Source organism: Maricaulis sp. MIT060901 (genome assembly GCF_047123815.1).
Classification (GTDB): Bacteria; Pseudomonadota; Alphaproteobacteria; order Caulobacterales; family Maricaulaceae; genus Maricaulis.
The window spans coordinates 2,453,224-2,474,374 of the sequence record NZ_CP138920.1 but is presented as its reverse complement, the minus strand read 5'-3'; the positions used below and the strand labels follow the sequence as shown (position 1 = coordinate 2,474,374).

The 21,151-nt window shown below is 59.2% G+C and carries 20 protein-coding genes; 6 read left to right on the top strand and 14 right to left on the bottom strand.

What is annotated here, in order from left to right:
• Nucleotides 1–48: 48 nt before the first annotated feature.
• Nucleotides 49–1,152 (top strand): SMP-30/gluconolactonase/LRE family protein, encoded by a 1,104-nt coding sequence (locus SIC17_RS12100; protein ID WP_412545522.1) that lies wholly within the window; start codon nucleotides 49–51, stop codon nucleotides 1,150–1,152.
• Here SIC17_RS12100 and SIC17_RS12095 read toward each other — a convergent pair.
• Together SIC17_RS12095 and SIC17_RS12090 are read right to left on the bottom strand one after the other, a co-directional pair.
• Nucleotides 1,149–2,129: an NAD-dependent epimerase/dehydratase family protein gene (locus SIC17_RS12095; protein ID WP_412545521.1), complete on the bottom strand. Its 981-nt coding sequence runs from the start codon at nucleotides 2,127–2,129 to the stop codon at nucleotides 1,149–1,151. The two genes, SIC17_RS12100 and SIC17_RS12095, sit on opposite strands and share 4 nt — an antisense overlap.
• Before the next feature lie 106 nt (nucleotides 2,130–2,235).
• Complete coding sequence (locus tag SIC17_RS12090; RefSeq protein WP_412545520.1) at nucleotides 2,236–3,048, bottom strand: YmdB family metallophosphoesterase; 813 nt, start codon at nucleotides 3,046–3,048, stop codon at nucleotides 2,236–2,238.
• Nucleotides 3,049–3,265: 217 nt separating this feature from the next.
• Here SIC17_RS12090 and SIC17_RS12085 point away from each other — a divergent pair, with 217 nt between their 5' ends.
• Nucleotides 3,266–3,877, top strand: coding sequence for a hypothetical protein (locus SIC17_RS12085; RefSeq protein WP_412545519.1), 612 nt, complete (start codon nucleotides 3,266–3,268; stop codon nucleotides 3,875–3,877).
• On the opposite strand, the gene metH is transcribed toward SIC17_RS12085, so the two are convergent.
• From metH to metF, 3 genes are read right to left on the bottom strand one after another with little or no spacing between them, the layout of a single operon-like run.
• On the bottom strand, nucleotides 3,862–6,504 hold the full coding sequence (gene metH, locus SIC17_RS12080) for a methionine synthase (protein ID WP_412545518.1): 2,643 nt from the start codon (nucleotides 6,502–6,504) through the stop codon (nucleotides 3,862–3,864). The genes SIC17_RS12085 and metH overlap by 16 nt on opposite strands.
• Before the next feature lie 11 nt (nucleotides 6,505–6,515).
• The gene (locus SIC17_RS12075; protein ID WP_412545517.1) at nucleotides 6,516–7,565 is read right to left on the bottom strand and encodes a homocysteine S-methyltransferase family protein; all 1,050 of its coding nucleotides are present in this window, start codon (nucleotides 7,563–7,565) and stop codon (nucleotides 6,516–6,518) included.
• A complete protein-coding gene (metF, locus tag SIC17_RS12070) occupies nucleotides 7,562–8,440 on the bottom strand; it encodes a methylenetetrahydrofolate reductase [NAD(P)H] (RefSeq protein WP_412545516.1) in 879 nt (292 codons plus the stop codon). Before metF ends, SIC17_RS12075 begins: the two co-directional genes overlap by 4 nt.
• Nucleotides 8,441–8,606: 166 nt before the next feature.
• Between metF and metK the strand changes: the two genes are divergently transcribed.
• Together metK and ahcY are read left to right on the top strand one after the other, a co-directional pair.
• Nucleotides 8,607–9,779: a methionine adenosyltransferase gene (gene metK, locus SIC17_RS12065; RefSeq protein WP_412545515.1), complete on the top strand. Its 1,173-nt coding sequence runs from the start codon at nucleotides 8,607–8,609 to the stop codon at nucleotides 9,777–9,779.
• Between the two features lie 74 nt (nucleotides 9,780–9,853).
• Entirely contained in the window at nucleotides 9,854–11,260 is a 1,407-nt protein-coding gene (ahcY, locus tag SIC17_RS12060; RefSeq protein WP_291892208.1) for an adenosylhomocysteinase, read from the top strand.
• A gap of 48 nt (nucleotides 11,261–11,308) precedes the next feature.
• Here the strand turns inward: ahcY and SIC17_RS12055 are convergent, their stop codons facing one another.
• From SIC17_RS12055 to SIC17_RS12040, 4 genes are all read right to left on the bottom strand, one after another.
• Nucleotides 11,309–11,722 (bottom strand): hypothetical protein, encoded by a 414-nt coding sequence (locus tag SIC17_RS12055; protein ID WP_291892204.1) that lies wholly within the window; start codon nucleotides 11,720–11,722, stop codon nucleotides 11,309–11,311.
• 89 nt (nucleotides 11,723–11,811) lie between these two features.
• Nucleotides 11,812–12,384 carry a 5-formyltetrahydrofolate cyclo-ligase gene (locus SIC17_RS12050; protein WP_412545514.1) on the bottom strand — a complete coding sequence of 191 codons (573 nt, stop codon included), beginning with the start codon at nucleotides 12,382–12,384 and terminating at the stop codon, nucleotides 11,812–11,814.
• 195 nt (nucleotides 12,385–12,579) lie between these two features.
• Nucleotides 12,580–12,996: a cell division protein ZapA gene (locus SIC17_RS12045; RefSeq protein ID WP_291892197.1), complete on the bottom strand. Its 417-nt coding sequence runs from the start codon at nucleotides 12,994–12,996 to the stop codon at nucleotides 12,580–12,582.
• A complete protein-coding gene (locus SIC17_RS12040; RefSeq protein WP_412545513.1) occupies nucleotides 12,997–13,287 on the bottom strand; it encodes a DUF4164 family protein in 291 nt (96 codons plus the stop codon).
• Between the two features lie 211 nt (nucleotides 13,288–13,498).
• On the opposite strand from SIC17_RS12040, the gene SIC17_RS12035 reads away from it, so the two are divergent.
• Nucleotides 13,499–14,089: a hypothetical protein gene (locus SIC17_RS12035; RefSeq protein WP_412545512.1), complete on the top strand. Its 591-nt coding sequence runs from the start codon at nucleotides 13,499–13,501 to the stop codon at nucleotides 14,087–14,089.
• On the opposite strand, the gene SIC17_RS12030 is transcribed toward SIC17_RS12035, so the two are convergent.
• The 5 genes from SIC17_RS12030 to cysD all read right to left on the bottom strand — a co-directional run bounded on the left by SIC17_RS12030 (nucleotide 14,086) and on the right by cysD (nucleotide 19,379).
• Nucleotides 14,086–15,072 (bottom strand): glycosyltransferase family 2 protein, encoded by a 987-nt coding sequence (locus SIC17_RS12030; protein WP_412545511.1) that lies wholly within the window; start codon nucleotides 15,070–15,072, stop codon nucleotides 14,086–14,088. The two genes, SIC17_RS12035 and SIC17_RS12030, sit on opposite strands and share 4 nt — an antisense overlap.
• Before the next feature lie 33 nt (nucleotides 15,073–15,105).
• Complete coding sequence (locus tag SIC17_RS12025; protein ID WP_412545510.1) at nucleotides 15,106–15,711, bottom strand: acyltransferase; 606 nt, start codon at nucleotides 15,709–15,711, stop codon at nucleotides 15,106–15,108.
• A gap of 72 nt (nucleotides 15,712–15,783) precedes the next feature.
• Nucleotides 15,784–16,587, bottom strand: a complete 804-nt coding sequence (cysQ, locus tag SIC17_RS12020; protein ID WP_412545509.1) for a 3'(2'),5'-bisphosphate nucleotidase CysQ — start codon at nucleotides 16,585–16,587, stop codon at nucleotides 15,784–15,786.
• 12 nt (nucleotides 16,588–16,599) lie between these two features.
• Entirely contained in the window at nucleotides 16,600–18,495 is a 1,896-nt protein-coding gene (cysN, locus tag SIC17_RS12015) for a sulfate adenylyltransferase subunit CysN (protein ID WP_412545508.1), read from the bottom strand.
• On the bottom strand, nucleotides 18,495–19,379 hold the full coding sequence (cysD, locus tag SIC17_RS12010; RefSeq protein WP_412546927.1) for a sulfate adenylyltransferase subunit CysD: 885 nt from the start codon (nucleotides 19,377–19,379) through the stop codon (nucleotides 18,495–18,497). Before cysD ends, cysN begins: the two co-directional genes overlap by 1 nt.
• Nucleotides 19,380–20,028: 649 nt before the next feature.
• On the opposite strand from cysD, the gene wecB reads away from it, so the two are divergent.
• Nucleotides 20,029–21,069, top strand: a complete 1,041-nt coding sequence (wecB, locus tag SIC17_RS12005; protein ID WP_412545507.1) for a non-hydrolyzing UDP-N-acetylglucosamine 2-epimerase — start codon at nucleotides 20,029–20,031, stop codon at nucleotides 21,067–21,069.
• Nucleotides 21,070–21,151 lie beyond the last annotated feature (82 nt).

Sequence of the window (21,151 nt, the reverse complement as noted above, 5' to 3'; positions counted from 1 at the left end):
ACCGGGCCCGTTCCGGTTCACTGCTGGACGAGCGGGTTGGGGGAAATCATGCGCACTCTTGTCTTCATCTTTGCAATCGTCAGCATTCTCGTGGCGATCCTATTGCTCTGGCCAGCCCGGTTTGACCCCGCCTATTGGGACGAAAGCGAACCACCAGCGCTCGAAGGCGTGCTGGAGCCGAGGGGCCGCCTCGCCGGCATCGAGGAGATCGGGCGTGGCATAGTCAGCAATTCCGAGGATATCGCACTCGCCGACGACGGCTCAGTCTGGGCCTCACAGCATGATGGCAGTGTCGTGCGTTTAGCCCGTGACCGTGACGGCAGCTGGCAGGTCGCTGAACGAGTCCAGGTCTCCACCCTGCCCGCTCTTGGCCTGCAATGGGATGCGCAAGGCCGCCTGATCGTGGCCGCGTCCGATGGCATGTACGCCGTAACCCCCGGATCCGACCAGGTGGAAACCCTGACCCTGACAGCCGGGGATCGCCCGCTTGGTTTCGCTGACGATCTGGATATCGCTGCGGACGGCATGATCTATTTCACCGAGGCCAGCTGGAAATGGGCTAATGATCCGCACCTGCGCACCTATGCCTATGACATGGCTGAAAACCGGCCTTATGGAGCGCTGGTCTCGCTGGACCCGCAGACCGGGGAAACCGAGATCCTCGCCGACGAAATGTACTTCGCCAATGGTGTCGCGATGTCAGCGGACGGTCGCTCGGTCTTTGTGCTGGAAACCTATCGCTATCGCCTTTCGCGCTACTGGCTTGAAGGGCCGCAAGCGGGTCAGCTGGAGCTGGTGGCGGACAATCTGCCAGGCATTCCGGACGGGGTCATGGGCGATGGCCAGGGCCGACTCTTTATCGCCATGGATACCCAGCGTGTCCCGTTGCTGCGCTTCTTGCACCGCAATCCATTCCTGACCCGTCTGATCACCAAGTTTCCCGATGATGTCTGGATCCGCGCCGGCGCCCCGCGCGCCTTCGTCTTGGTGCTCGACGAGGACGGCAATTACCTCGACAGTTTCCACGATCCGGACGGCCGCTTCGGCCTGCTGGCCAATGCGGTCCCGGATGATGAGGGCAATCTCTGGCTCGGCTCGCTGACGGCCGACGTCATCGGCCGCATGGAGCTTCCAGCGGAATTGCGCGACTAGCGCTGATTGTGCTGGCGCTGGATCTCGCCCTTGATCCATTCATAGGTGATTTCCATGCCCTCGCGCAGGCTCTGCGACGGTGCCCAGCCCAGTTTCTCGGCAATCAGGCGATTGTCGGAATTGCGCCCCCGAACGCCCAGCGGCCCCGGGATATTGCGGATATCCACGGGCTTGTCAGCAATGTCGATGACCATGCGTGCAAGATCATTGATCGAGATCATCTCCTCGGAGCCGATATTGACCGGGCCTTCAAAGTCAGAGCGCAGCAGACGGATCGAACCTTCCAGACACTCATCGATATAGAGGAATGAACGCGTCTGCAGGCCGTCGCCCCAAACCTCGATCTCGCCACCATCCGCGGCCAGTGCCACCTTTCGGCACATGGCGGCCGGAGCCTTTTCCTTGCCCCCATCCCAGGTCCCCAGCGGGCCGAAGATATTGTGGTAACGCGCCACCCGGCATTCCATGCCGTGATTGCGGTTGTACGCCAGGTAAAGCCGCTCGGAGAAAAGCTTCTCCCAGCCATACTCGCTGTCCGGATTGGCGGGATAGGCGCTGTGCTCGGCACAGTTCGGATTGTCCGGGTCGAGCTGGTTATGCTCCGGATACATGCAGGCGGACGACGAGTAGAAGACCCGCTTGATATTGCGCTTGTGGCAGGCGTCCAGAACGTTGAGATTGATCGTCGCCGAATTGTGCATGACGTTGGCGTCGTTTTCACCGGTGAAGATATAGCCGGCGCCACCCATGTCGGCCGCCAGCTGATAGACCTCGTCAAAACGACGGTCGATCACCTCACGCACCACACGTTGGTCCCGCAAATCCCCAATCATGAAGTCATCGGCCACAGTGTCCGCATGCTCGTGGAATTTCACGTCCACACCGCGAACCCAGAAGCCCTCGTCCTTCAGTCGCTTGACGAGATGGCCGCCGATAAATCCGCCGGCTCCACAAACAAGAGCGGTCTTTTGCGTCATGTGTTTTTCCCCCAGGCACAGTCCGGCGGAAATAGTCCACAGCGCGTCAGACAGGTCAACAACTTGTGGCGAAAAACGAGCCTAAACACATATTTCTACATGTGTTTCAATCGGGAACGTGTGTTGCGAGCAGTCCGCCAACCCGAATGGGCGAAACGGCGGTCGCCAGACCATCCGGCCCTGTATCGACCATCACGCCGCAAAGCGTCGCCTCTCCGGTTGCCGGCTCGAAACGCGAAGAGCGCATGCGTGTAGTAAAACGACGGACCGGTTCTTCCTTGTCCATGCCGATGACGCTGTCATAGTCACCGCACATGCCAGCATCAGTCTGGTAGCCTGTGCCGCCCGGCAGGATGCGCGTGTCGGCCGTGGGAATATGTGTGTGCGTGCCAACGACCAGGCTCGCCCTGCCATCGCAGAAAACCCCCATGGCATTTTTCTCGCTGGTGGCCTCGGCGTGCATGTCGACCAGGACAGCATCGGCCACAACGCCCATCGGCGCTGCAGCCAGTTCGCGCTCAATCGCTGCAAACGGGTCGTCCAGCGTCTCCATGAAAAGATTGCCCATGACATTGACCACGAGCACGCTCTCGCCCTTGGCCGTCTGGAACAGGTTGGCGCCACGTCCCGGTGTCGAGCCTACCGGATAGTTGGCCGGTCGCAACAAACGCGGCTCGCGCTCAATATAGGTCAGCGCTTCGCGCTGGTCCCAGGCGTGGTTGCCCAGGGTCAAAACGTCAGCGCCATAATCGAAAAGCTGGTTGCAGATGCGTTCGGTAACACCGAATCCAGCTGCCGCATTCTCGGCATTGATGACGACAAAATCCAGCGCAAGCTCGCCCTTGAGACGCGGAAGGTGTTCCTCCACAGCCCGTCGCCCTGCCTTGCCGACAATATCTCCGAAAAACGCAATCCGCATCGTGATGCTCCAGAAACCTGATCAAAGGATATGCACCCTGATCGGGTAAAGGCCAAGTCAATCAGGGCACTCTCATACACCCCTCGCCGCCTGAACTTGCAAAAAGCCTCACGGCGACACTAAGTTGGCCGCGTCTTCCGTTTACATGGTCTGATCCAGCATGTTCAGTGACAGCGCGCCTATCTCCCTGAAACTTCCACCAAGGACGCTCGCGCTCGTGGCAGTGTTTCTGTTGACGGTGCCAGCAATCCTGATTGCGATCACCATGCTCCAGCCAATGGTCGATCCCAAATGGATGTATCTGGATGTGATCGCGGCCGCCCGCGAGGCGGAGGAGTGCTGCCACGTCACCTTTGGAGCCATGTCGCAGCTGGGCATACTGCTGTGGGCCTGCGTCGCGGCCATTGGACTGTTTACCGCGCTCATTCTTTGGGTGCGAGGTGAACGCGGAGGCTATTTCGCGCTGGCCCTTTTTGCAGGCCTGCTCAATGGCTGGCTGGCCCTGGACGATGCCCTGCTGCTGCACGAAAGCATCCTGCCAGGCCTGGGCATTCACCAGTATGTGGTGCTGGGGTCCTATGTGGTGCTGGGCGTGGGCTATGTGCTGTCAGGCGTGCGCATTCTTTTGCGCAGTGACTGGTGGCTGCTGGCCATCGCACTGATGGCCGTTGCTGGAAGCCTGGGCCTCGACCTTGTCGTGTACGACCGCTCTACCACGGCCGTCGTGCTGGAGGACGGGCTGAAGTTCTACGGCCTCTTCGTCTGGGCTGGCTATCATGTCAGCCTGTTGACACTGATTCAGTTGCGCGCGCCTCAGGCCGGCTCATAGTCCAGGATCGGCCCCAGCGCCCGCTCACTCTCCGCCAGCGTCCAGCCCTTGCGGCGGGCATAGTCCTCGACCTGGTCGCGCTGTATACGCCCAACTGCGAAATAGTGACTGTCCGGATGCGCCAGATAGAGCCCCGACACCGACGAGGCCGGGGTCATCGCAAAACTGTTGGTGAGCCCGATACCGATGCGCGTCTGCGCTTCGAGCAGGCTGAACAAGGTGCGTTTTTCGGAATGGTCTGGCTGTGAAGGATAACCCGGCGCCGGCCGGATGCCGTCATAGGCTTCGGCAATCAGCTCCGCATTGGAAAAGCGCTCGCGTTGCGCATACCCCCAGTGCTTTGTGCGCACCTGTTCATGCAGCCACTCTGCCGCGGCTTCCGCCAGACGATCGGAAATCGCCTTGAACATGATCGAGGAGTAGTCGTCCTGCTGGGCATCAAGCGAGGCCACGAATTCGGGATTGTCACCTGCGGTGACGGCAAACCCGCCCATGAAATCCTCTACGCCCTTGGGCCCTACAAAATCGAACTGGCAGAGGCTGGGCTTGTCGCCCTCCTTGCTCATCTGCTGGCGCAGGCCATGGAAACGCGCCCGTTCGCTCGCACGGCTCTCGTCGGCGTAAAGCACAACATCATCGCCCTCGCGATTGGCCGGCCAGAAGCCGATGACGCCCCTGGGGGCGAGGAGGCCCTCGTCGATGATGCGTTGAAGCATGCGCTGGCCGTCGGCGAGAAGATTGCGGGCTGCCTCACCGCGCCTTGGATCTTCCAGGATCGCCGGATAGGTGCCCTTGAGCTCCCAGGTGAAGAAAAATGGCGTCCAGTCGATATAGTCGACCAGCGTGCTGACCGGGATGTCGAAATCCTGCACGCCCGGCTGTTTCGGAGCTGGCGCCTGATAGCTGGCCCAGTCACAGGACCAGGCTTTTTCGCGCGCCTGGGCCAGGCTCAGGCGGGACTTGGCCGTCCGTGCCGCCAGACGGCGCTCACGGATCCTGGCGAGATCCGCCTTAACATCCGCCGCATAGCTATCGCGACGGTCCGACAACAGGGTTGAAACCACGCCAACCGCTCGGCTGGCATCGAGTACGTGCACGACCGGTGCGACATCAATTTTCGGGTCGATCTTCACCGCTGTGTGCGCTGGGCTGGTCGTGGCGCCACCGATGAGCAGCGGGATGTCGATCTTCTGACGCTCCATCTCGGAGGCGACAAACACCATCTCGTCGAGCGATGGGGTGATCAGGCCTGACAGGCCGATAATATCGGCTTCCTCGTCGAGCGCGGTTTCCAGGATTTTCTCGCAAGGCACCATCACGCCCATGTCGACGACCTCATAACCGTTACACTGGAGAACGACGCCAACGATATTCTTGCCGATATCGTGCACATCCCCCTTCACCGTCGCCATGATGACCTTGCCGGCAGATTTGGAGGCCTGGCCACTTTCGGCCTTTTCCTTCTCCATGAAGGGGATGAGGTGTGCGACTGCCTGTTTCATCACTCGCGCCGACTTCACCACCTGTGGCAGGAACATCTTGCCCTCGCCGAACAGGTCGCCAACGACATTCATCCCGTCCATCAACGGGCCCTCGATGACATGCAGCGGACGTTCAAACGAGAGGCGTGCCTCTTCGGTATCCTCGACGATGAACTCATTGATGCCGTGCACCAGCGCGTGTTTCAGACGCAGGCCAACATCCTGCTCGCGCCAGGACAGATCGCGCGTCATCTCGGCGCCCTTGCCCTGCCCGCGATACTTCTCGGCTGTCTCCAACAGTCGGTCCGTCGCATCGTCGCGGCGATTGAGGATCACATCCTCGACCAGCTCGCGCAGCTCCGGATCGATGTCGTCATAAATATCCAGCTGGCCGGCATTGACGATGCCCATATCCATGCCCGCACGCACGGCGTGGAACAGGAAGACCGAGTGCATGGCACGGCGCACCGGCTCATTGCCGCGGAAAGAGAAGGAGATGTTGGAGAGGCCGCCGGAGACATGACAGCCGGGCAGTTCCGCGCGGATACGGCGCGTCGCGTCGATGAAGGCGACAGCGTAGTCGTTGTGTTCTTCAATACCGGTGGCAACCGCGAAGATGTTCGGGTCGAAAATGATGTCTTCCGGCGGGAAACCGACCGTATCGACAAGCAGGCGATAGGCCCGCTGGCAGATCTCGAACTTGCGGTCCGCCGTCTCGGCCTGACCGGTTTCGTCAAACGCCATGACGACCACGGCGGCGCCATAGGACAGACAGGCGCGTGCCTGTTCGAGGAAGGGCGCCTCGCCTTCCTTCAGGCTGATCGAATTGACCACGGCCTTGCCCTGGACGTTTTGCAATCCGGCCTCGATGACCTCCCATTTGGAACTGTCGACCATGACCGGGACCCGCGCGACATCCGGCTCACCAGCGATCATACGCAGGAATGTGGTCATGGCCTCGACACTGTCGAGCAGGCCCTCATCCATGTTCACATCGATGATCTGGGCGCCATTCTCGACTTGCTGGCGCGCAACGGATACCGCTTCGGAATAGTCGCCTTCGGTGATCAGCCGTCGAAAACGAGCCGAGCCGGTCACATTGGTGCGTTCGCCAATATTGACGAAGGTGGAGACGAGTAAGGTCATCGTCGTTTCACTCAGGCCGATAGTTCGAACGGTTCGAGACCGGACAATCGCATGCTCGCAGACGCCGCCCGGACCTGGCGTGGCGCGGCGTCTCGCGCCTGGCGCGCAATCTCGGCGATGTGCGCAGGCGTGGTGCCGCAACACCCACCGACAATATTGACCAGCCCCGATTGCGCCCAGTCGGACAAGTGGCTGGCCGTCTCGTGAGGTTGTTCGTCATACTCGCCCATATCATTGGGCAGGCCCGCATTGGGATAGGCCAGCACGCGAGTGTCCGCGACGCGAGAAATCTCAGCGATATACTGACGCATGTCGGCCGCGCCAAGGGCACAGTTCAATCCGATCGCCCAAGGCTTGGCGTGGCGCACGGAATACCAGAAGGCCTCGGCAGTCTGTCCGGATAGTGTGCGGCCGGAGCGGTCGGTGATCGTGCCGGAGATCATGATTGGAACGTCCTGCCCCGTCTCATCACGCAGATCCAGCACGGCCTTGATCGCGGCTTTCGCGTTCAGCGTGTCAAAGATCGTCTCGACGAGGAAGAAATCAACAAATGGCTGCATCGCTCGAGCCTGTTCCAGGTAAGCATCGCGGACTTTGCCAAAATTGGTGTCCCGATAGCCTGGATCGTTGACGTCCGGCGAAATCGACAGTGTTTTGTTCGTCGGGCCAATCGCGCCGGCCACACCCTTGGCAATCCCCGTGGCCTCGGCTGCAGCGTCAGCCGCCTCGCGGGCCAATCGCGCGCCGTCCCTGGCAATCTCTGCGGCCAGTTCTTCCATCCGGTAGTCAGCCTGGGCAATGCGGGTGGCAGAGAAGGTATTGGTCTCAATAATGTCTGCGCCTGCTGCAAAATAGGCAGCATGAATGGCGCGCACAGCATCCGGGGCCGTCAGGTTGAGAATGTCGTTATTGCCCTGGATCGGCACGGGCCAGTCCGCGAAACGCTCCGCGCGATACCCGTTTTCATCCAGCTTCAGATCCTGGATCTGCGTGCCCATGGCACCGTCCAGGATCAGAACCCGATCCTGGCCGATACGGGCGAGTTGGTCTGCATTGCTCATACTGATATCTCCCGAGCGGTTTGAGCCTTTGGGCGAACCCCCAACAAGCGGCAGGTCGACAATGCGAGCTCGGCACGATTGAGCGTGTAGAAATGGAACCCGTCCACACCGCCTTCAGACAATTTTTCAACCAGGTTGGCCGCCACATGCGCTGTAACCAGCTGACGCGTGGACGCGTCATCCTCGAGGCCTTCATACAATTCATGCAACCAGGCAGGCAGCGTTGTTCCGCACAGTCCCGCGATGCGCTTCAGACCGACAAAGTTCGGCTGCAGCATGATGCCGGGGATAATTGGCACAGTTATACCCGCGCGGACGGCTTCATCCCTGAACCGGAAGAACACGTCGGGATAAAAGAAGAACTGCGTGATCGCACGCGTGGCCCCCGCATCGATCTTCGCTTTGAGCAAATCAAAGTCGTGCTGCTGGCTCGGGCTTTCAGGGTGATTTTCCGGATAGCAACCGACCGAGATCTCGAAATCAGCAATATTTCGAATACCCGCCGCCAACTCCGCCGCATTTGCGTAACCATCCGGGTGCGGTACATAGCGCTCGCCAATGCCGTCCGGCGGATCGCCACGCAAGGCAACGATGTGGCGAACCCCGCTACTCCAGTAATCCTCGATCACCTCGTCGACTTCAGCCCGGGATGCACCGACGCAGGTCAGATGCGCCGCCGGGGCAATGCCCGTCTCCTGGGCAATACGCCTCACCGTCCGGTGGGTGCGGTCCCGGGTAGACCCGCCTGCGCCATAGGTCACAGAGACGAATTCGGGCGCCAGAGCCTCAAGTCGGGAAATGGAATCCCACAGGGTTTGCTCCATTGCCTCGCTCTTTGGCGGAAAAAACTCGAATGAAATTCGTTTATTAGCCACGGGGAGGCCTCGGCTTCATTGATTATTACGACATAAAGATATCTTTATATACCATCTTTGATGATCCGTTAATATGGTCGCTGCATGAAATTAAAAACTTGCATCTTGGGTAGATGTCTGATCTATCCCGCGCCACATAAAGCAATCTTTATATGAGGATCTTGTAGTGAGCCGTACGTCCTACATCTTCACCTCCGAAAGCGTTTCCGAAGGCCATCCCGACAAGGTCTGCGATCGCGTTTCGGACGCCATCGTCGACCTCTTTCTGTCCAAGGACCCGGAAGCACGCGTCGCCTGTGAGACCCTGACGACAACCAACCAGATCGTTCTGGCCGGCGAAGTGCGCTGTGCCGGCGCAATCTCGGATGACGAGATCGAGGCCGCCGCCCGCAATGCGGTGCGCGATATCGGCTACGAACAGGCCGGCTTCCACTGGGAAAAATCCGCGCTGCAGAACTTCCTGCACGAACAATCCACCGACATCGCTGCGGGTGTTGATGCAGGCACCGGCACGTTCACCGAGGAAGGTGCTGGCGACCAGGGCATCATGTTTGGCTATGCCACGGACGAGACGCCGGAATTGATGCCGGCGCCGATCCAGTTCTCTCACGAGATCCTCAAGCGCATGGCCGCGGTCCGCAAATCCGGCGATCGCCCGGAGTTCGAGCCGGACGCCAAGTCCCAGGTCACCCTGCGTTATGAAAACGGTGTACCTGTCGGGGCGACCTCGGTGGTCGTATCCACCCAGCACAAGGACGGCTACTCTCCTGCCGATATCCGCGAACTGGTTCGTCCGATCGTCGCGGACGTCCTGCCCGAGGGCTGGTTCCCGCCGGAAGAGGAATTCTACGTGAACCCGACCGGCAATTTTGTGATCGGCGGACCCGACGGTGATGCCGGCCTGACCGGTCGCAAGATCATTGTCGACACCTATGGCGGTGCTGCACCGCACGGTGGCGGTGCCTTCTCCGGCAAGGATCCGACCAAGGTTGACCGCTCTGCTGCCTATGCGTGCCGCTGGCTGGCCAAGAATGTCGTTGCTGCCGGGCTCTCCAAGAAATGTACCATCCAAGTCTCCTATGCGATTGGCGTGGCCAAGCCGCTCTCGCTCTATGTCGACCTGCACGGCACAGGCAATATCGCGGAAGCAACGCTGGAAGACGCGCTGATGCAGATCGCCGACCTCTCCCCGCGAGGCATCCGCACACGCCTGCAACTCAATCGCCCGATCTATGCTCGCACGGCCGCCTACGGTCATTTCGGCCGGACGCCGGATAACGATGGCGGCTTCTCCTGGGAGAAGACAGATCTGGTCGATGAGCTGAAATCGCTCATCTAAACCAAACAAGAAATCCAGGGGCCGGTTATCCGGCCCCTCGCACATACACAGACCGCAAGAAGGATCGAAAGATCATGACGGAATCCGCCAACAAACCGTACGTCGTCAAAGACCTGTCGCTCGCCAAATGGGGCCGCACAGAGCTCGACATGGCCGAGATCGAAATGCCGGGCCTGATGGCTCTGCGTGAAGAATACAAGGACGCCCAGCCGCTCAAGGGCGCACGCATCGCCGGCTCCCTGCACATGACCATCCAGACCGCCGTGCTCATCGAAACGCTGACGGCGCTGGGCGCGGAAGTCCGCTGGGCGTCGTGCAACATCTTCTCCACCCAGGACCAGGCCGCTGCCGCGATCGCTGAAACCGGCGTTCCGGTCTTCGCGACCAAGGGCGAGACGCTGGAAGAGTACTGGGACTACGCCGACGCGATCTTCCATTGGGCAGACGGCGAGACCGCCAACATGATCCTGGACGATGGTGGCGACGCGACCCTCTACCTTATCCTCGGCGAAAAGGCCGAGAATGACCCGTCCATTCTCGACTACCCGAAATCGGAAGAGGAAACCGCTCTGTACGCGCAGATCAAGAAGCGTATTGCCGCAACGCCGGGCTGGTTCGCCAAGGCCAAGGCGTCCATCAAGGGCGTGTCCGAGGAAACCACCACCGGCGTCATGCGTCTTTATCAGATGCAGAAGCGCGGCGAACTGCCCTTCCCGGCCATCAACGTCAATGACAGCGTCACCAAGTCCAAGTTCGACAATCGCTATGGCTGTCGCGAAAGCCTGGTCGACGCCATCCGCCGCGGCACCGATGTGATGATGTCCGGCAAAAAAGCCCTCGTGCTGGGTTATGGCGATGTGGGCAAGGGTTCCGCGGAGTCCCTGGCAGGCGCCGGTGCGCGTGTGTATGTCACCGAAATCGACCCCATCTGTGCCCTTCAGGCCTGTATGGACGGTTTCGAGGTTGTCCGCATCGAGGACGTGATTGGCGAGATGGACATCTTCGTTACCGCAACCGGTAACAAGGATATCATCACCGTGGACCACATGCGCGGCATGAAGGACATGGCGATCGTCTGCAACATCGGCCACTTCGACAACGAAATTCAGGTCGAAAGCCTGAAGAACTACCAGTGGACGAATGTGAAGCCGCAGGTCGACCTGGTGAATTTCCCGGAAGGACACCGCATCATCCTGCTCTCCGAAGGTCGTCTGGTGAACCTCGGCAATGCGACGGGCCACCCGAGCTTCGTGATGTCCTCGTCCTTCACCAACCAGACTCTGGCGCAGATCGAGCTGTGGACGGATGGCGATAAGTACGCAAACGAAGTATACATCCTGCCGAAACATCTCGACGAGAAAGTCGCTGCCCTGCACCTGGACAAGCTGGGCGCCAAGCTGACCGTACTCTCGGAGGAACAGGCTGACTATATCGGCGTGCCGCAACAGGGTCCGTACAAGGCCGAGCATTACCGCTACTAGGGCTGGCCCAACAAACAAAAACGCCCTGTCATTGACTGGGCGTTTTTTTTATCCAGCTTCCCTTGGTTCGCAGCCGCATCTACGGGCCACGGCCTTGGGCTCCCTGATCCAGCATCGCGCGACGTCGAGGTCCGCAAAGCCGGAAACCTTGGCGCCTTCGCCATGAGCAACAGTCGTCACGATCATTGATACAACGTCCTGCGCCTCGGGACGCGCAACAAAAGCCAACTTACAGCCGGGTCGGAGGTCATTGATGAGCCCCTTCACTTCATCGATAATCTGCGCAGGCGACGCCAGGATCTCGGAACCGACGATATTTATAATGGCCCCGCGGGCAGCTTTCTCATTCGCCTTGCGTGCCAGATCAAGCCTCGAAGCGTGGATCTCAGCAAGGTCCACGGTCTCGAAATGCGTCAGTTCTGCCGATCCATGTTCGGCCTCGAACTCAACCCGATACGTCAAATCATCCTCACAAGGCTCTGATCGCCGTTGGTTTTGTTATACCACTACACTCGCATCGATGTGAACTCTGGGCACGCGCATTTTGTGAACTAGGCGAACAAAATGCAATCCATACGCCTGTCGTGAGTCTCCCGGGGCACTGCCTCAAACAACTGTTCCTTGAAACAGACCCCGATGGTCAGCGCCGTTCGCCCCTGCTCGTCGAATGCGGCAATCGTCCGATCATAGAAACCGCCACCATATCCCAATCGCCCACCGTGGCTGTCAAACGCCAAGCCGGGGACCAGGAGCACATCCGGAACAATGACCGGCGCATCCCCCAGTGGCTCAGCGACGCCAAAACGCCCCTGCCGCACTGGCTCGCCAACACGCCACCGCCGGAACTCCAGCGGCTGATCTCGCGAGGTCACAACCGGCAAAGCCGTTTGGAGGCCTGCTTGCCAGGCCATGTCCACCAGCGGCAGGACATCAAACTCACTGCGGATGGGATGATAGCCGCCCAACACACGGCAGTCGTTACGGCGAAGGATCGCGCCCAGCGCTTCAGTCATTTCCGCCAGATCGCGCTGTGCATTCCCGGCCGCCGCCATGTCGCGCAACTGGCCCGCGCGCTGGCGCAGGACCTGTTTGCTTTCGCACAGCCTGTCGGAAGAAGGGGTCATGTGGCGGCTCCGCCTGCGCCGGCAAGGCGTGTGTATCCCCACAGACCCGACAAGTCAGGTGGGCACCGCGTATAAGGGACCACGGTCCCGAACAGAGGCAGTTCCCGAGTGGTGATGTACGGTCGGTAGGATGAACGTCTCATCGCACGCTGCAGATAACCGCCGCCACCTATGTGGCGACAAATGCGCTCAAGCTCAAGCCTGTACCTGCTCAAGAGACGTTTTCTCCTCAGCCGAACTGGCCGGAGTGTCAGGCTTGCCGTCGAGCTTGTCCGCCAGCATTTCCATGCGATCGGCCAGTGCCGTGATGGTCCGGGCCAACTGCTCGCGTTGCTGCTCATTGTGCGTGTTTTCGCCGACCGAACGAGAGCGCAGCTGATCGACATGCGCCTCGAGCGTTTCCGACTGGCGCTCGGCTTCCTTGAGCTCGTCGACCACCACCAGGGACGCCATCAGCAATAGGCGAAGATCGCCTATCTGACCAACCTGTTCGGTGATCCCCTGAACCTTTTCATCAAGATAGGATGCAAGCGATTTGAGATAAGCTTCCTGGCCTTCCTCGCAGCCGATGGTGAATTCTCGCCCATTCAGAAACACAGTGACCTTGGACATCTATTCCTCCGTCACCAGGGTGCGCAGGTCGTCGATGGCCATGTCAAGCGCTGCGGCCGCTTCCTGCGCCGCCATCTGAAGGTCCGCCTCGCGGGACTTGGCATGATCGAGCGCCTCGGCCAGTCGCGCCCGGTCCAGATCCGCATCAGCGCTGTCACCGATCGCGTTCTCGGCTCGCTCGACACGATCTACAAGCTTGGCGGCCAAACCTTCGACACGCGTCATCGCACCGTCAAAGCGTGAAAGCGCCAGTACAAGCGTATCGTGATCGGGGCTGCGGGCATTGTTCATGCGCATAAAATCAACTGCGTCGCACAAAAGTTCAAGTGGAGCGGCAGGATCAGGAGCCTTCCTGCTGAATCTCAACCGCGTTTGAAAACCAGCTTAGCCAGATCTTCGGCATAAATTGGGCAGGATTGTCACGTCTTGCAGCCAAGGCTCATGGTTGACGCCCTGCGCGCACTCGGCCAAACAGTCCAAGCATCCAGAAAGCGAGTGCACCGTGAAGCTTCCGAGCCTGCCCGACTGGGCCTTCTTTCCCCTGTCTGCATTGGTCATTGCAGCAATGGTCTACTCCGCGCTGCAATTCGGCAGCGACAGCCAGCGCTCTACCGAGGAGATCCTGGCCGAGGGCATTGTCGTCGAGGGCGACCTGTTGCAAGGCATTGTTACCGGCCCGGGACTAGCCGCCACTTTCCTGGATGACGGAAACCGGACCATCGCGCGCATCATCGCTGACCGCGGGCCGCTGGACGGTCCGCAATCTGCCGGTGCTTTCATCACCTTGGCGCCGAACGAGCTGGAAGCACTTCAAGGTTACAATCTGACGATCCGATACCGCGTCCGCCGCTCTCCGACCGATGGTGCCGCGGGGCTGCGAACGGCATTTTTTGTGCCCGGGATGAGTCAGAATGACTGGCAGTACACCGAGGTGGACGGTGCGTTTCAGGATGTCGATTTCGAGCTGACTCCGCCTGCCTGTGCGTGGGATTTCGGCTGGGCCGGCATGTGGCCGGACTGGGATGATGGCGGCAATTCGATCGATGTCGTGCGTATCGAAGTGATCGTGGGCGCCCCGGCCGATTGCAGCTAGAGCGGTCGGGTATCCGAAGCCCGGGTCAACAGTGCCAGCGGATTCCAGGTCATAGCAGCGAGTATCGCTCTCACCGACACGGTACGCTCTGCCTGTAACGCCTTGCGCTGCTCCATTATTTGGGGCCATTTGCGCAGCGCCGCCCAGATCGCGCGGGCAAAAAGCGTGAAATGCCCGAACCGCGCTGCCGAAAACCAAAGCACCAGAGTCACTGCTAAATGGAAGGGTAGCAGCATAGGAAAGGCCCATCCCGGCGTATTGCGCAGAAAGACCCAGAGCCGGTTGCGCACGCCGTAATATGTCGCAAACTCCGACCGCCGCCCCGACGAACCATAGCCAAGATGATCAACCCGAGCGTCGGCCAACTGGATCGTTCCCCAACCCCGCAATCGTGCGCGATATGCCAGGTCAACGTCCTCATTATAACAGAACAGGCCTTCATCCAGCCCACCCAGCTTCCGCCAGGTCGAGGTACGAACCGCCATGGCAGCACCGCAGGCGCCAAAGACCTGCCCGGTTTCCAGCGGACGTTTAAACGGCTTTCCATAACCGGATCTATAGGCCAGGCCGAATGCGTGATAGACATCGCCAGTGCCGTCAAGAATGCCGTCCTGGTCGGCCGCAAATTGTGCGCACCCGAAGAAACTGGTTTCCGGGTACAAACCAACAGCGTCGTCGATACGCTCCAGCCAGTCCGGATGTGCAAAGGCATCGGGATTGAGCAGAACCACCCAGTCGGATTTTACTTCGCGTGCGAGTTTATTGTTTCCAGCGGCGAACCCCAGGTTTTTGTCGGACGCAACAAAACTCACCCAGTCGGGCACGTCATCAGCTATCAGACGCTCCCCTTCCGGAGACCCGTTCTCCAACAATAGAACCTGGATGGGCTTCAATGTCTGCTGTGCGAGCGCATCCAGACAGCGCTGAATTGTTTCGCGACTGCGATAGGCGACAATGAGAACAGAATACTCAGCGTTTGCCATCCTCACCCCGGGTCTCGCAGCTGCCGATCCAGATCAGACGAGGTGCGGCTCGTCCTGTGCGACTTCGCTGACAATGCGCAGTTCGCCATCGACTTCTTCATATGCTTCGCCGGTGCGTGGGCAAACCAGGTCCTCGCGAAGGACTTCACCAGCTCGGCTGACCCAGCCGATCCGGCGCGCCGGCACACCCGCCATGAGGGCGAACGCCTTGACGTCCTTGGTCACTGTCGCGCCAGCAGCGATGAAACAATATTCACCCAACTCGGTCCTGCCGTTCGGATTACCGCAGACGATCGTCGAGTTCGCGCCAATCGTCGCGCCGCGGCGCACAATGGTCTCACCAAATTCGGACTTGCGCTCGACAAAACCGCGCGGCGTCAGGACATTGGTGAAAACACAGGACGGGCCGCAAAAGACACCGTCTTCCAGGTGCACACCCTTGTAGAGGGAGACATTGTTCTGGACCTTCACCTTGTCGCCAATGGTCACGCCCGGCCCGGCCATGACATTCTGCCCCAGCGAGCAGTTGCGACCGATGGTGGTGTTGGGGAGCACGTGTGCGAAGTGCCAGACCTTGGTGCCCTCACCAATCTCGGCCCCTTCGTCAACAACAGCGGTCTCGTGTTTCCAGTAACTCATCTTTGTCTCCCTCGTCACGTTCACCCGTTATCGGCAGATGCCCGCGCAATCAAGGATGTAATGCCCGTCGCCTCAACTTGATGCAGCACCCCAGGCGATGAACGCGCCATTGAGATAGGCGTCCGCCTGTTTGCCATAGGGAAAGGCTTCGCCGCACGGCAGGGTCATATCGCCACCCGCAGCGCGCAGGACAGCGTGCCCGGCTGCCACATCCCACTCCTTGGTAGGCCCGAAACGCGGATAGACATCCGCCAGCCCCTGGGCCAGCAGGCAGAATTTCAGGGACGAACCGGCGCTGATAGCTTCCTCAATGGCCAGCTCATCGAGGAACTTCAACGTTTGCTCATCCTGATGCGAGCGGCTGGTCACCGCTGTCAGGCCGGTGTCGGGGCGCGGACGACCTTGCAGGGTTTTCGCTTCCGACGGCTGAACGGCCTCACCGGCCGAGACCGAGAAAATGCTCGCCGTATCCCCGCCGATAAACAGCTTGCCAATCGCCGGGGCATAGACCGCCCCGACCACCGGAACACCATCCTCGACCAAGGCGATATTGATCGTGAACTCGCCATTGCGCTTGATGAATTCCCGCGTTCCGTCGACGGGGTCGACAAGCAGGAAGCGCGAACCGATCTGGGGGGCGGTCCGCTCGTCATAGCTCTCCTCCGCGATCACCGGAACATCCGGCAAAAGGGTTTTGAGTCCTTTCAGGATTACCAGCTCGGCCGCTTCGTCAGCGGCTGAAACCGGAGAATTGTCACCCTTGAAACGCACTTCGAAATCGGAGGCGTAGATCTCCATCACCGGCACGGCAGCGTCACTGCACAACTGCCCGAACGCCAGGGCGAGCTCGTCCCGGCTCTGATCCAACTTGCGCATTGATGTCATGCCCTATCCTGCCCGGTGTCTCTCGAGGAGATACGCAATTACTTCATCCGCCGCTTCCTCGGCCGAGACACGCGATGTGTCGACGCGGATTTCCGGCTCCTGTGGTGCTTCATAGGGGCTGTCCATGCCGGTGAAATTCTTGATCTCACCCGACCTGGCCTTCTTGTAGAGCCCCTTCGGATCGCGCTCCATACACACTTCGATAGGCGTATCGACGAAGACCTCGACGAACTCGCCCTCGTCCAGCAGCTCGCGCACCATCTGGCGTTCGGAACGGAAGGGCGAAATGAAGGAACAGGTGACGATCAGACCGGCATCGACAAAGAGCTTGGCGACCTCGCCGATCCGTCGGATGTTCTCCACCCGGTCCACATCAGTGAAACCCAGATCCCGGTTGAGGCCGTGGCGGACATTGTCCCCGTCCAGCGAATAGGTGTGGAGGCCCGCCTCGGTCAGCTTGCGTTCGACAATATTGGCCACCGTCGACTTGCCGGCACCGGACAACCCGGTGAACCACAAGACAGACGGCGTCTGCCCCTTGATGCGGGCGCGTGCCTCCTTGTCCACATCCATGGCGTGGCGGTGAATGTTCGAGGCCCGGCGAAGGCCGAAGCGGATCATGCCCGCACCCACCGTCTGGTTGCTGAAGCGGTCGATCAGGATGAAGGCCCCCATGTCACGGATCTGGTGATAGGGATCAAACACCACAGACCGGGCACAGGCGATATTGCAGAGCCCGATCTCGTTGATCTCGAGCTTGGTGCAGGGCTGTTTCTCGAACGTATTGATGTCTATCTTGTGCTTGAGAGCAGAGACCGAGGCCGGTGTCGTCGTGGCGCCGATCTTGAGCAGGTAACTCCGCCCCGGCAGGAGGTGATCCTCATTCATCCACAACATTTCGGCGGCGAACTGGTCGGACACTTCCGGCCGGTCTTCCGCGGACGCCAGCACATCACCGCGTGACACATCAATTTCGCGGTCCAGGACCAGGGTGATACTTTCGCCAGCTTCGGCCTGGTCGAGGTCCCCGTCGGCGGTGACAATCCGCTCCACTCGCGCCGGCGTGCCGGAGGCAGCGACGATAATCTCGTCTCCGACCCGAACCGTGCCGGCAACAATCAATCCGGAATACCCCCGGAAATTAAGATCTGGACGGTTCACCCATTGCACCGGCATGCGGAAGGCCTCCGCCGACACGCTGCTGGAGACGTCCAGTTCTTCCAAGTATTCCAGCAGTGTCGGGCCGGTATACCAGGTCATCGATTCGGTCTTGCGGGTCAGGTTGTCGCCATAACGCGCCGACATGGGGATCGGGATGATGCTGTCGAAGCCGAGACCTTCAGCAATCTTCAGATAGGCGGCGACGATCTCGTGGAAACGACCGCTGGAATGTCCGGCCAGATCCATCTTGTTAACCGCCAGCACGACATGGCGAATGCCCATCATGCGCGCGATATAGGTATGACGCAGCGTCTGCGTCAGCACACCTTTGCGGGAATCCACCAGGATTACGGCGACATCGGCAGTCGAAGCACCGGTGGCCATATTACGCGTGTACTGCTCGTGGCCGGGCGTGTCGGCGACGACGAACTTGCGCTTACTGGTCGCAAAGAAGCGGTAGGCCACATCGATTGTGATGCCCTGCTCGCGCTCAGCCTCAAGCCCGTCGAGCAGCAGCGCGAAATCGATCTCCTCGCCCGTGGTGCCATGTTTGCGGCTGTCACGTTCCAGCGTGTTGACCTGGTCCTCGAACAACAGCTTGGAATCATAGAGCAGACGACCGATCAGGGTGGACTTGCCATCATCAACCGAGCCGCAGGTCAAAAAGCGCAGCACACCTCGTGTGCCTGCAGCCGAGCCATTTTCGACCGCCCGCGAGGTTCTTTCCTGGTGCGTCATCAGAAATACCCCTCACGCTTTTTCTTCTCCATCGATCCGGCCTCGTCATGATCGATCAGACGACCGGAGCGTTCGGAGGTGCGGGCAGTCAGCATTTCCAGCACGATTTCATCGAGGGATTGCGCGGAGGACTCGATACCTGCCGTCAACGGGTAACAGCCCAGAGTTCTGAAACGCACCATACGCCGATGCGGCGTCTCGCCCGGCTGCAGCGGCAGGCGGTCATCATCAACCATGATCAGCTGGCCATCACGTTCCACGACCGGGCGCTCGTCGGCGAAATAGAGCGGCACGATCGGGATGTCCTCTTCCTGGATGTATTGCCAGATATCCAGCTCGGTCCAGTTGGAGAGCGGGAAGACGCGGATCGACTCCCCCTTGGTGATACGCGTGTTGTAATTGCGCCAGAGCTCGGGCCGCTGGTTTTTCGGGTCCCAGACCTGCCTGGCATCTCGGAAGGAGAAGACACGTTCCTTGGCTCGCGATTTTTCCTCGTCCCTGCGCGCGCCACCGAAGGCGGCGTCATAACCGTGGCGCTCCATCGCATGGCGCAGCGCCTCGGTCTTCATGACCTGGGTGTGCAACTGGGAGCCGTGCTCGAACGGATTGATACCGCGCGCCAGGCCGTCCTCATTGATCTCGACACGCATTTCCAGCCCCAGCGCCTCGGTCAGCGCATCGCGGAACTCGATCATCTCGCGAAACTTGAACGTCGTGTCGACGTGCTGGAGCGGGAATGGCAGGGCCGAAGGATAAAAAGCCTTCAGCGCCAGGTGCAGCATCACTGCACTGTCCTTGCCAATGGAATAGAGCATGACGGGATGATCGAACTCGGCGACCACCTCACGCATGATGTGGATACTTTCGGCTTCCAGGGCGCGCAGATGCGCACTCTGTGCGCGCGAACGCGCATACTGGCCACTCGGCTTGAAGCGAGCGGCATAGCTTTTCACTGAAGACTGGATTGATCCGGTCACGATTTGGCTACTCTTCGTTTATGCGCTCCAAGTGCCCTAAACCCATCACGCATATTTATCAAACTGTAGCCCGTAGCCGACCGGACCATTTACACCACTATGAGCCTCGGCACCCGAATATGTAAGGCCTAAAAGCAGAAGCTCTTCACGTTTTTGATCTGGTCACCATAATCGGCTTTGTGTGCAATATCCTCAATGCGATATGCAATCTATACACCTGAATATGAATATTGATTTCTTCCACACGTTAGCACGAGGAACTTCTGGCGTTCTGCCCCCCGGGTCAGATCAAGCGTCAACTATAGTTCGTCCGAAACCATAGATCCGAGCGTTCATCTCTCTGCTCATCCAGAAGCAGGCGAGCGCAGCACCCCTACCGCTCACTGACAGGCCAAAACCCACACCAATTCATCGAGCTGCACTTGATCAGGCACAACCAGACGCTTAAAAACCCAAGTTCCTGCTAGTGGTCTACCTAAGGCATCTCAACGGACCGGGACGACATTGCTGTTAGACCGCGCCCACTTCCACAAAACAGATCTAGGATTGTCGATCAATGTCAAAGCGCGTCATGACCGTAATTGGAACAAGACCACAATTCATAAAGGCGGCGCCTCTCAGCTCAGCATTGGAAGCTTCTGGCATCGAGGAAAAAATTATTCATACAGGCCAACACTTTGACACCAACATGTCGCAAGTGTTCTTCGAAGAGCTCAACGTTCCGAAACCTCATTTTCATCTAGAAGTTAACAACCTACCTCACGGGGCGATGACCGGACGGATGATGGAGCAGATCGAGCATCTGCTTCTCGAGGACACCCCGGATATGATGCTGGTGTACGGTGATACGAACTCAACTTTGGCAGGAGCCCTGAGCGCCTCCAAACTAGGCATACCCATCGCGCACGTCGAGAGCGGCTTACGGTCGTTCAATCGCGCCATGCCAGAAGAGACAAACAGAATTTTGACGGACCATTTGAGCTCCGCATTATTCTGCCCCACCAAAGAATCGATAAACAATCTCCATCGCGAGGGAATTACAGATGGTGTACACCTCTCAGGCGACGTCATGTTTGATGCAACAATTGCCGCCACCCGAAGGGCAGCATTGCACTCTCGAGTGCTTGACCAACTCGCCCTGAAACCTAAAACTTATGCAGTTGCAACAATCCATCGTGCTGAAAACACGGATGACCTTGCGCGTTTTAAGAGAATTATCGCCTATTTGGAAGAAAGGTCTGAGAAGACCGAAATTATAATGGCGGTTCATCCACGAACCCGCAAAACAATGGAACGCCACAATATAGCTCCACGTGGTATTCAACTTATCGAACCACTCGGCTACATCGATATGTGCTGGTTGGCTAATAATGCCGAACACATCTACACAGATTCCGGTGGCTTGCAGAAAGAAGCCTATTTCCACAAGGTACCTTGTACGACGTTACGTGACGAAACGGAGTGGGTTGAAACAGTTTCATCAGGCTGGAACCAGCTCTGGACGTCCAACTCGGACCGCCCCAGAAGGAGCGAAATTCTGGACTATGGTGATGGTACAGCAGCACAGCTAATCGCAAACGTAATCGCTAGGTCATAGCCCCCGGTTAGAGAGAAGCCCGAAATTGATTGCACACAGATTGGCTGAATTCACCAACTGCGATGCAGGGTGAATGGGGGCC

Excerpts from the sequence above, each read along its gene's own strand:
- SIC17_RS12100 (WP_412545522.1), top strand. The coding sequence starts at position 49 with ATGCGCACTCTTGTCTTCATCTTTGCAATCGTCAGCATTCTCGTGGCG.
- SIC17_RS12095 (WP_412545521.1), bottom strand. The coding sequence starts at position 2,129 with ATGACGCAAAAGACCGCTCTTGTTTGTGGAGCCGGCGGATTTATCGGC.
- SIC17_RS12090 (WP_412545520.1), bottom strand. The coding sequence starts at position 3,048 with ATGCGGATTGCGTTTTTCGGAGATATTGTCGGCAAGGCAGGGCGACGG.
- metH (WP_412545518.1), bottom strand. The coding sequence starts at position 6,504 with ATGACCTTACTCGTCTCCACCTTCGTCAATATTGGCGAACGCACCAAT.
- SIC17_RS12075 (WP_412545517.1), bottom strand. The coding sequence starts at position 7,565 with ATGAGCAATGCAGACCAACTCGCCCGTATCGGCCAGGATCGGGTTCTG.
- ahcY (WP_291892208.1), top strand. The coding sequence starts at position 9,854 with ATGACGGAATCCGCCAACAAACCGTACGTCGTCAAAGACCTGTCGCTC.
- SIC17_RS12050 (WP_412545514.1), bottom strand. The coding sequence starts at position 12,384 with ATGACCCCTTCTTCCGACAGGCTGTGCGAAAGCAAACAGGTCCTGCGC.
- SIC17_RS12045 (WP_291892197.1), bottom strand. The coding sequence starts at position 12,996 with ATGTCCAAGGTCACTGTGTTTCTGAATGGGCGAGAATTCACCATCGGC.
- SIC17_RS12040 (WP_412545513.1), bottom strand. The coding sequence starts at position 13,287 with ATGAACAATGCCCGCAGCCCCGATCACGATACGCTTGTACTGGCGCTT.
- SIC17_RS12030 (WP_412545511.1), bottom strand. The coding sequence starts at position 15,072 with ATGGCAAACGCTGAGTATTCTGTTCTCATTGTCGCCTATCGCAGTCGC.
- SIC17_RS12025 (WP_412545510.1), bottom strand. The coding sequence starts at position 15,711 with ATGAGTTACTGGAAACACGAGACCGCTGTTGTTGACGAAGGGGCCGAG.
- cysQ (WP_412545509.1), bottom strand. The coding sequence starts at position 16,587 with ATGCGCAAGTTGGATCAGAGCCGGGACGAGCTCGCCCTGGCGTTCGGG.
- cysN (WP_412545508.1), bottom strand. The coding sequence starts at position 18,495 with ATGACGCACCAGGAAAGAACCTCGCGGGCGGTCGAAAATGGCTCGGCT.
- wecB (WP_412545507.1), top strand. The coding sequence starts at position 20,029 with ATGTCAAAGCGCGTCATGACCGTAATTGGAACAAGACCACAATTCATA.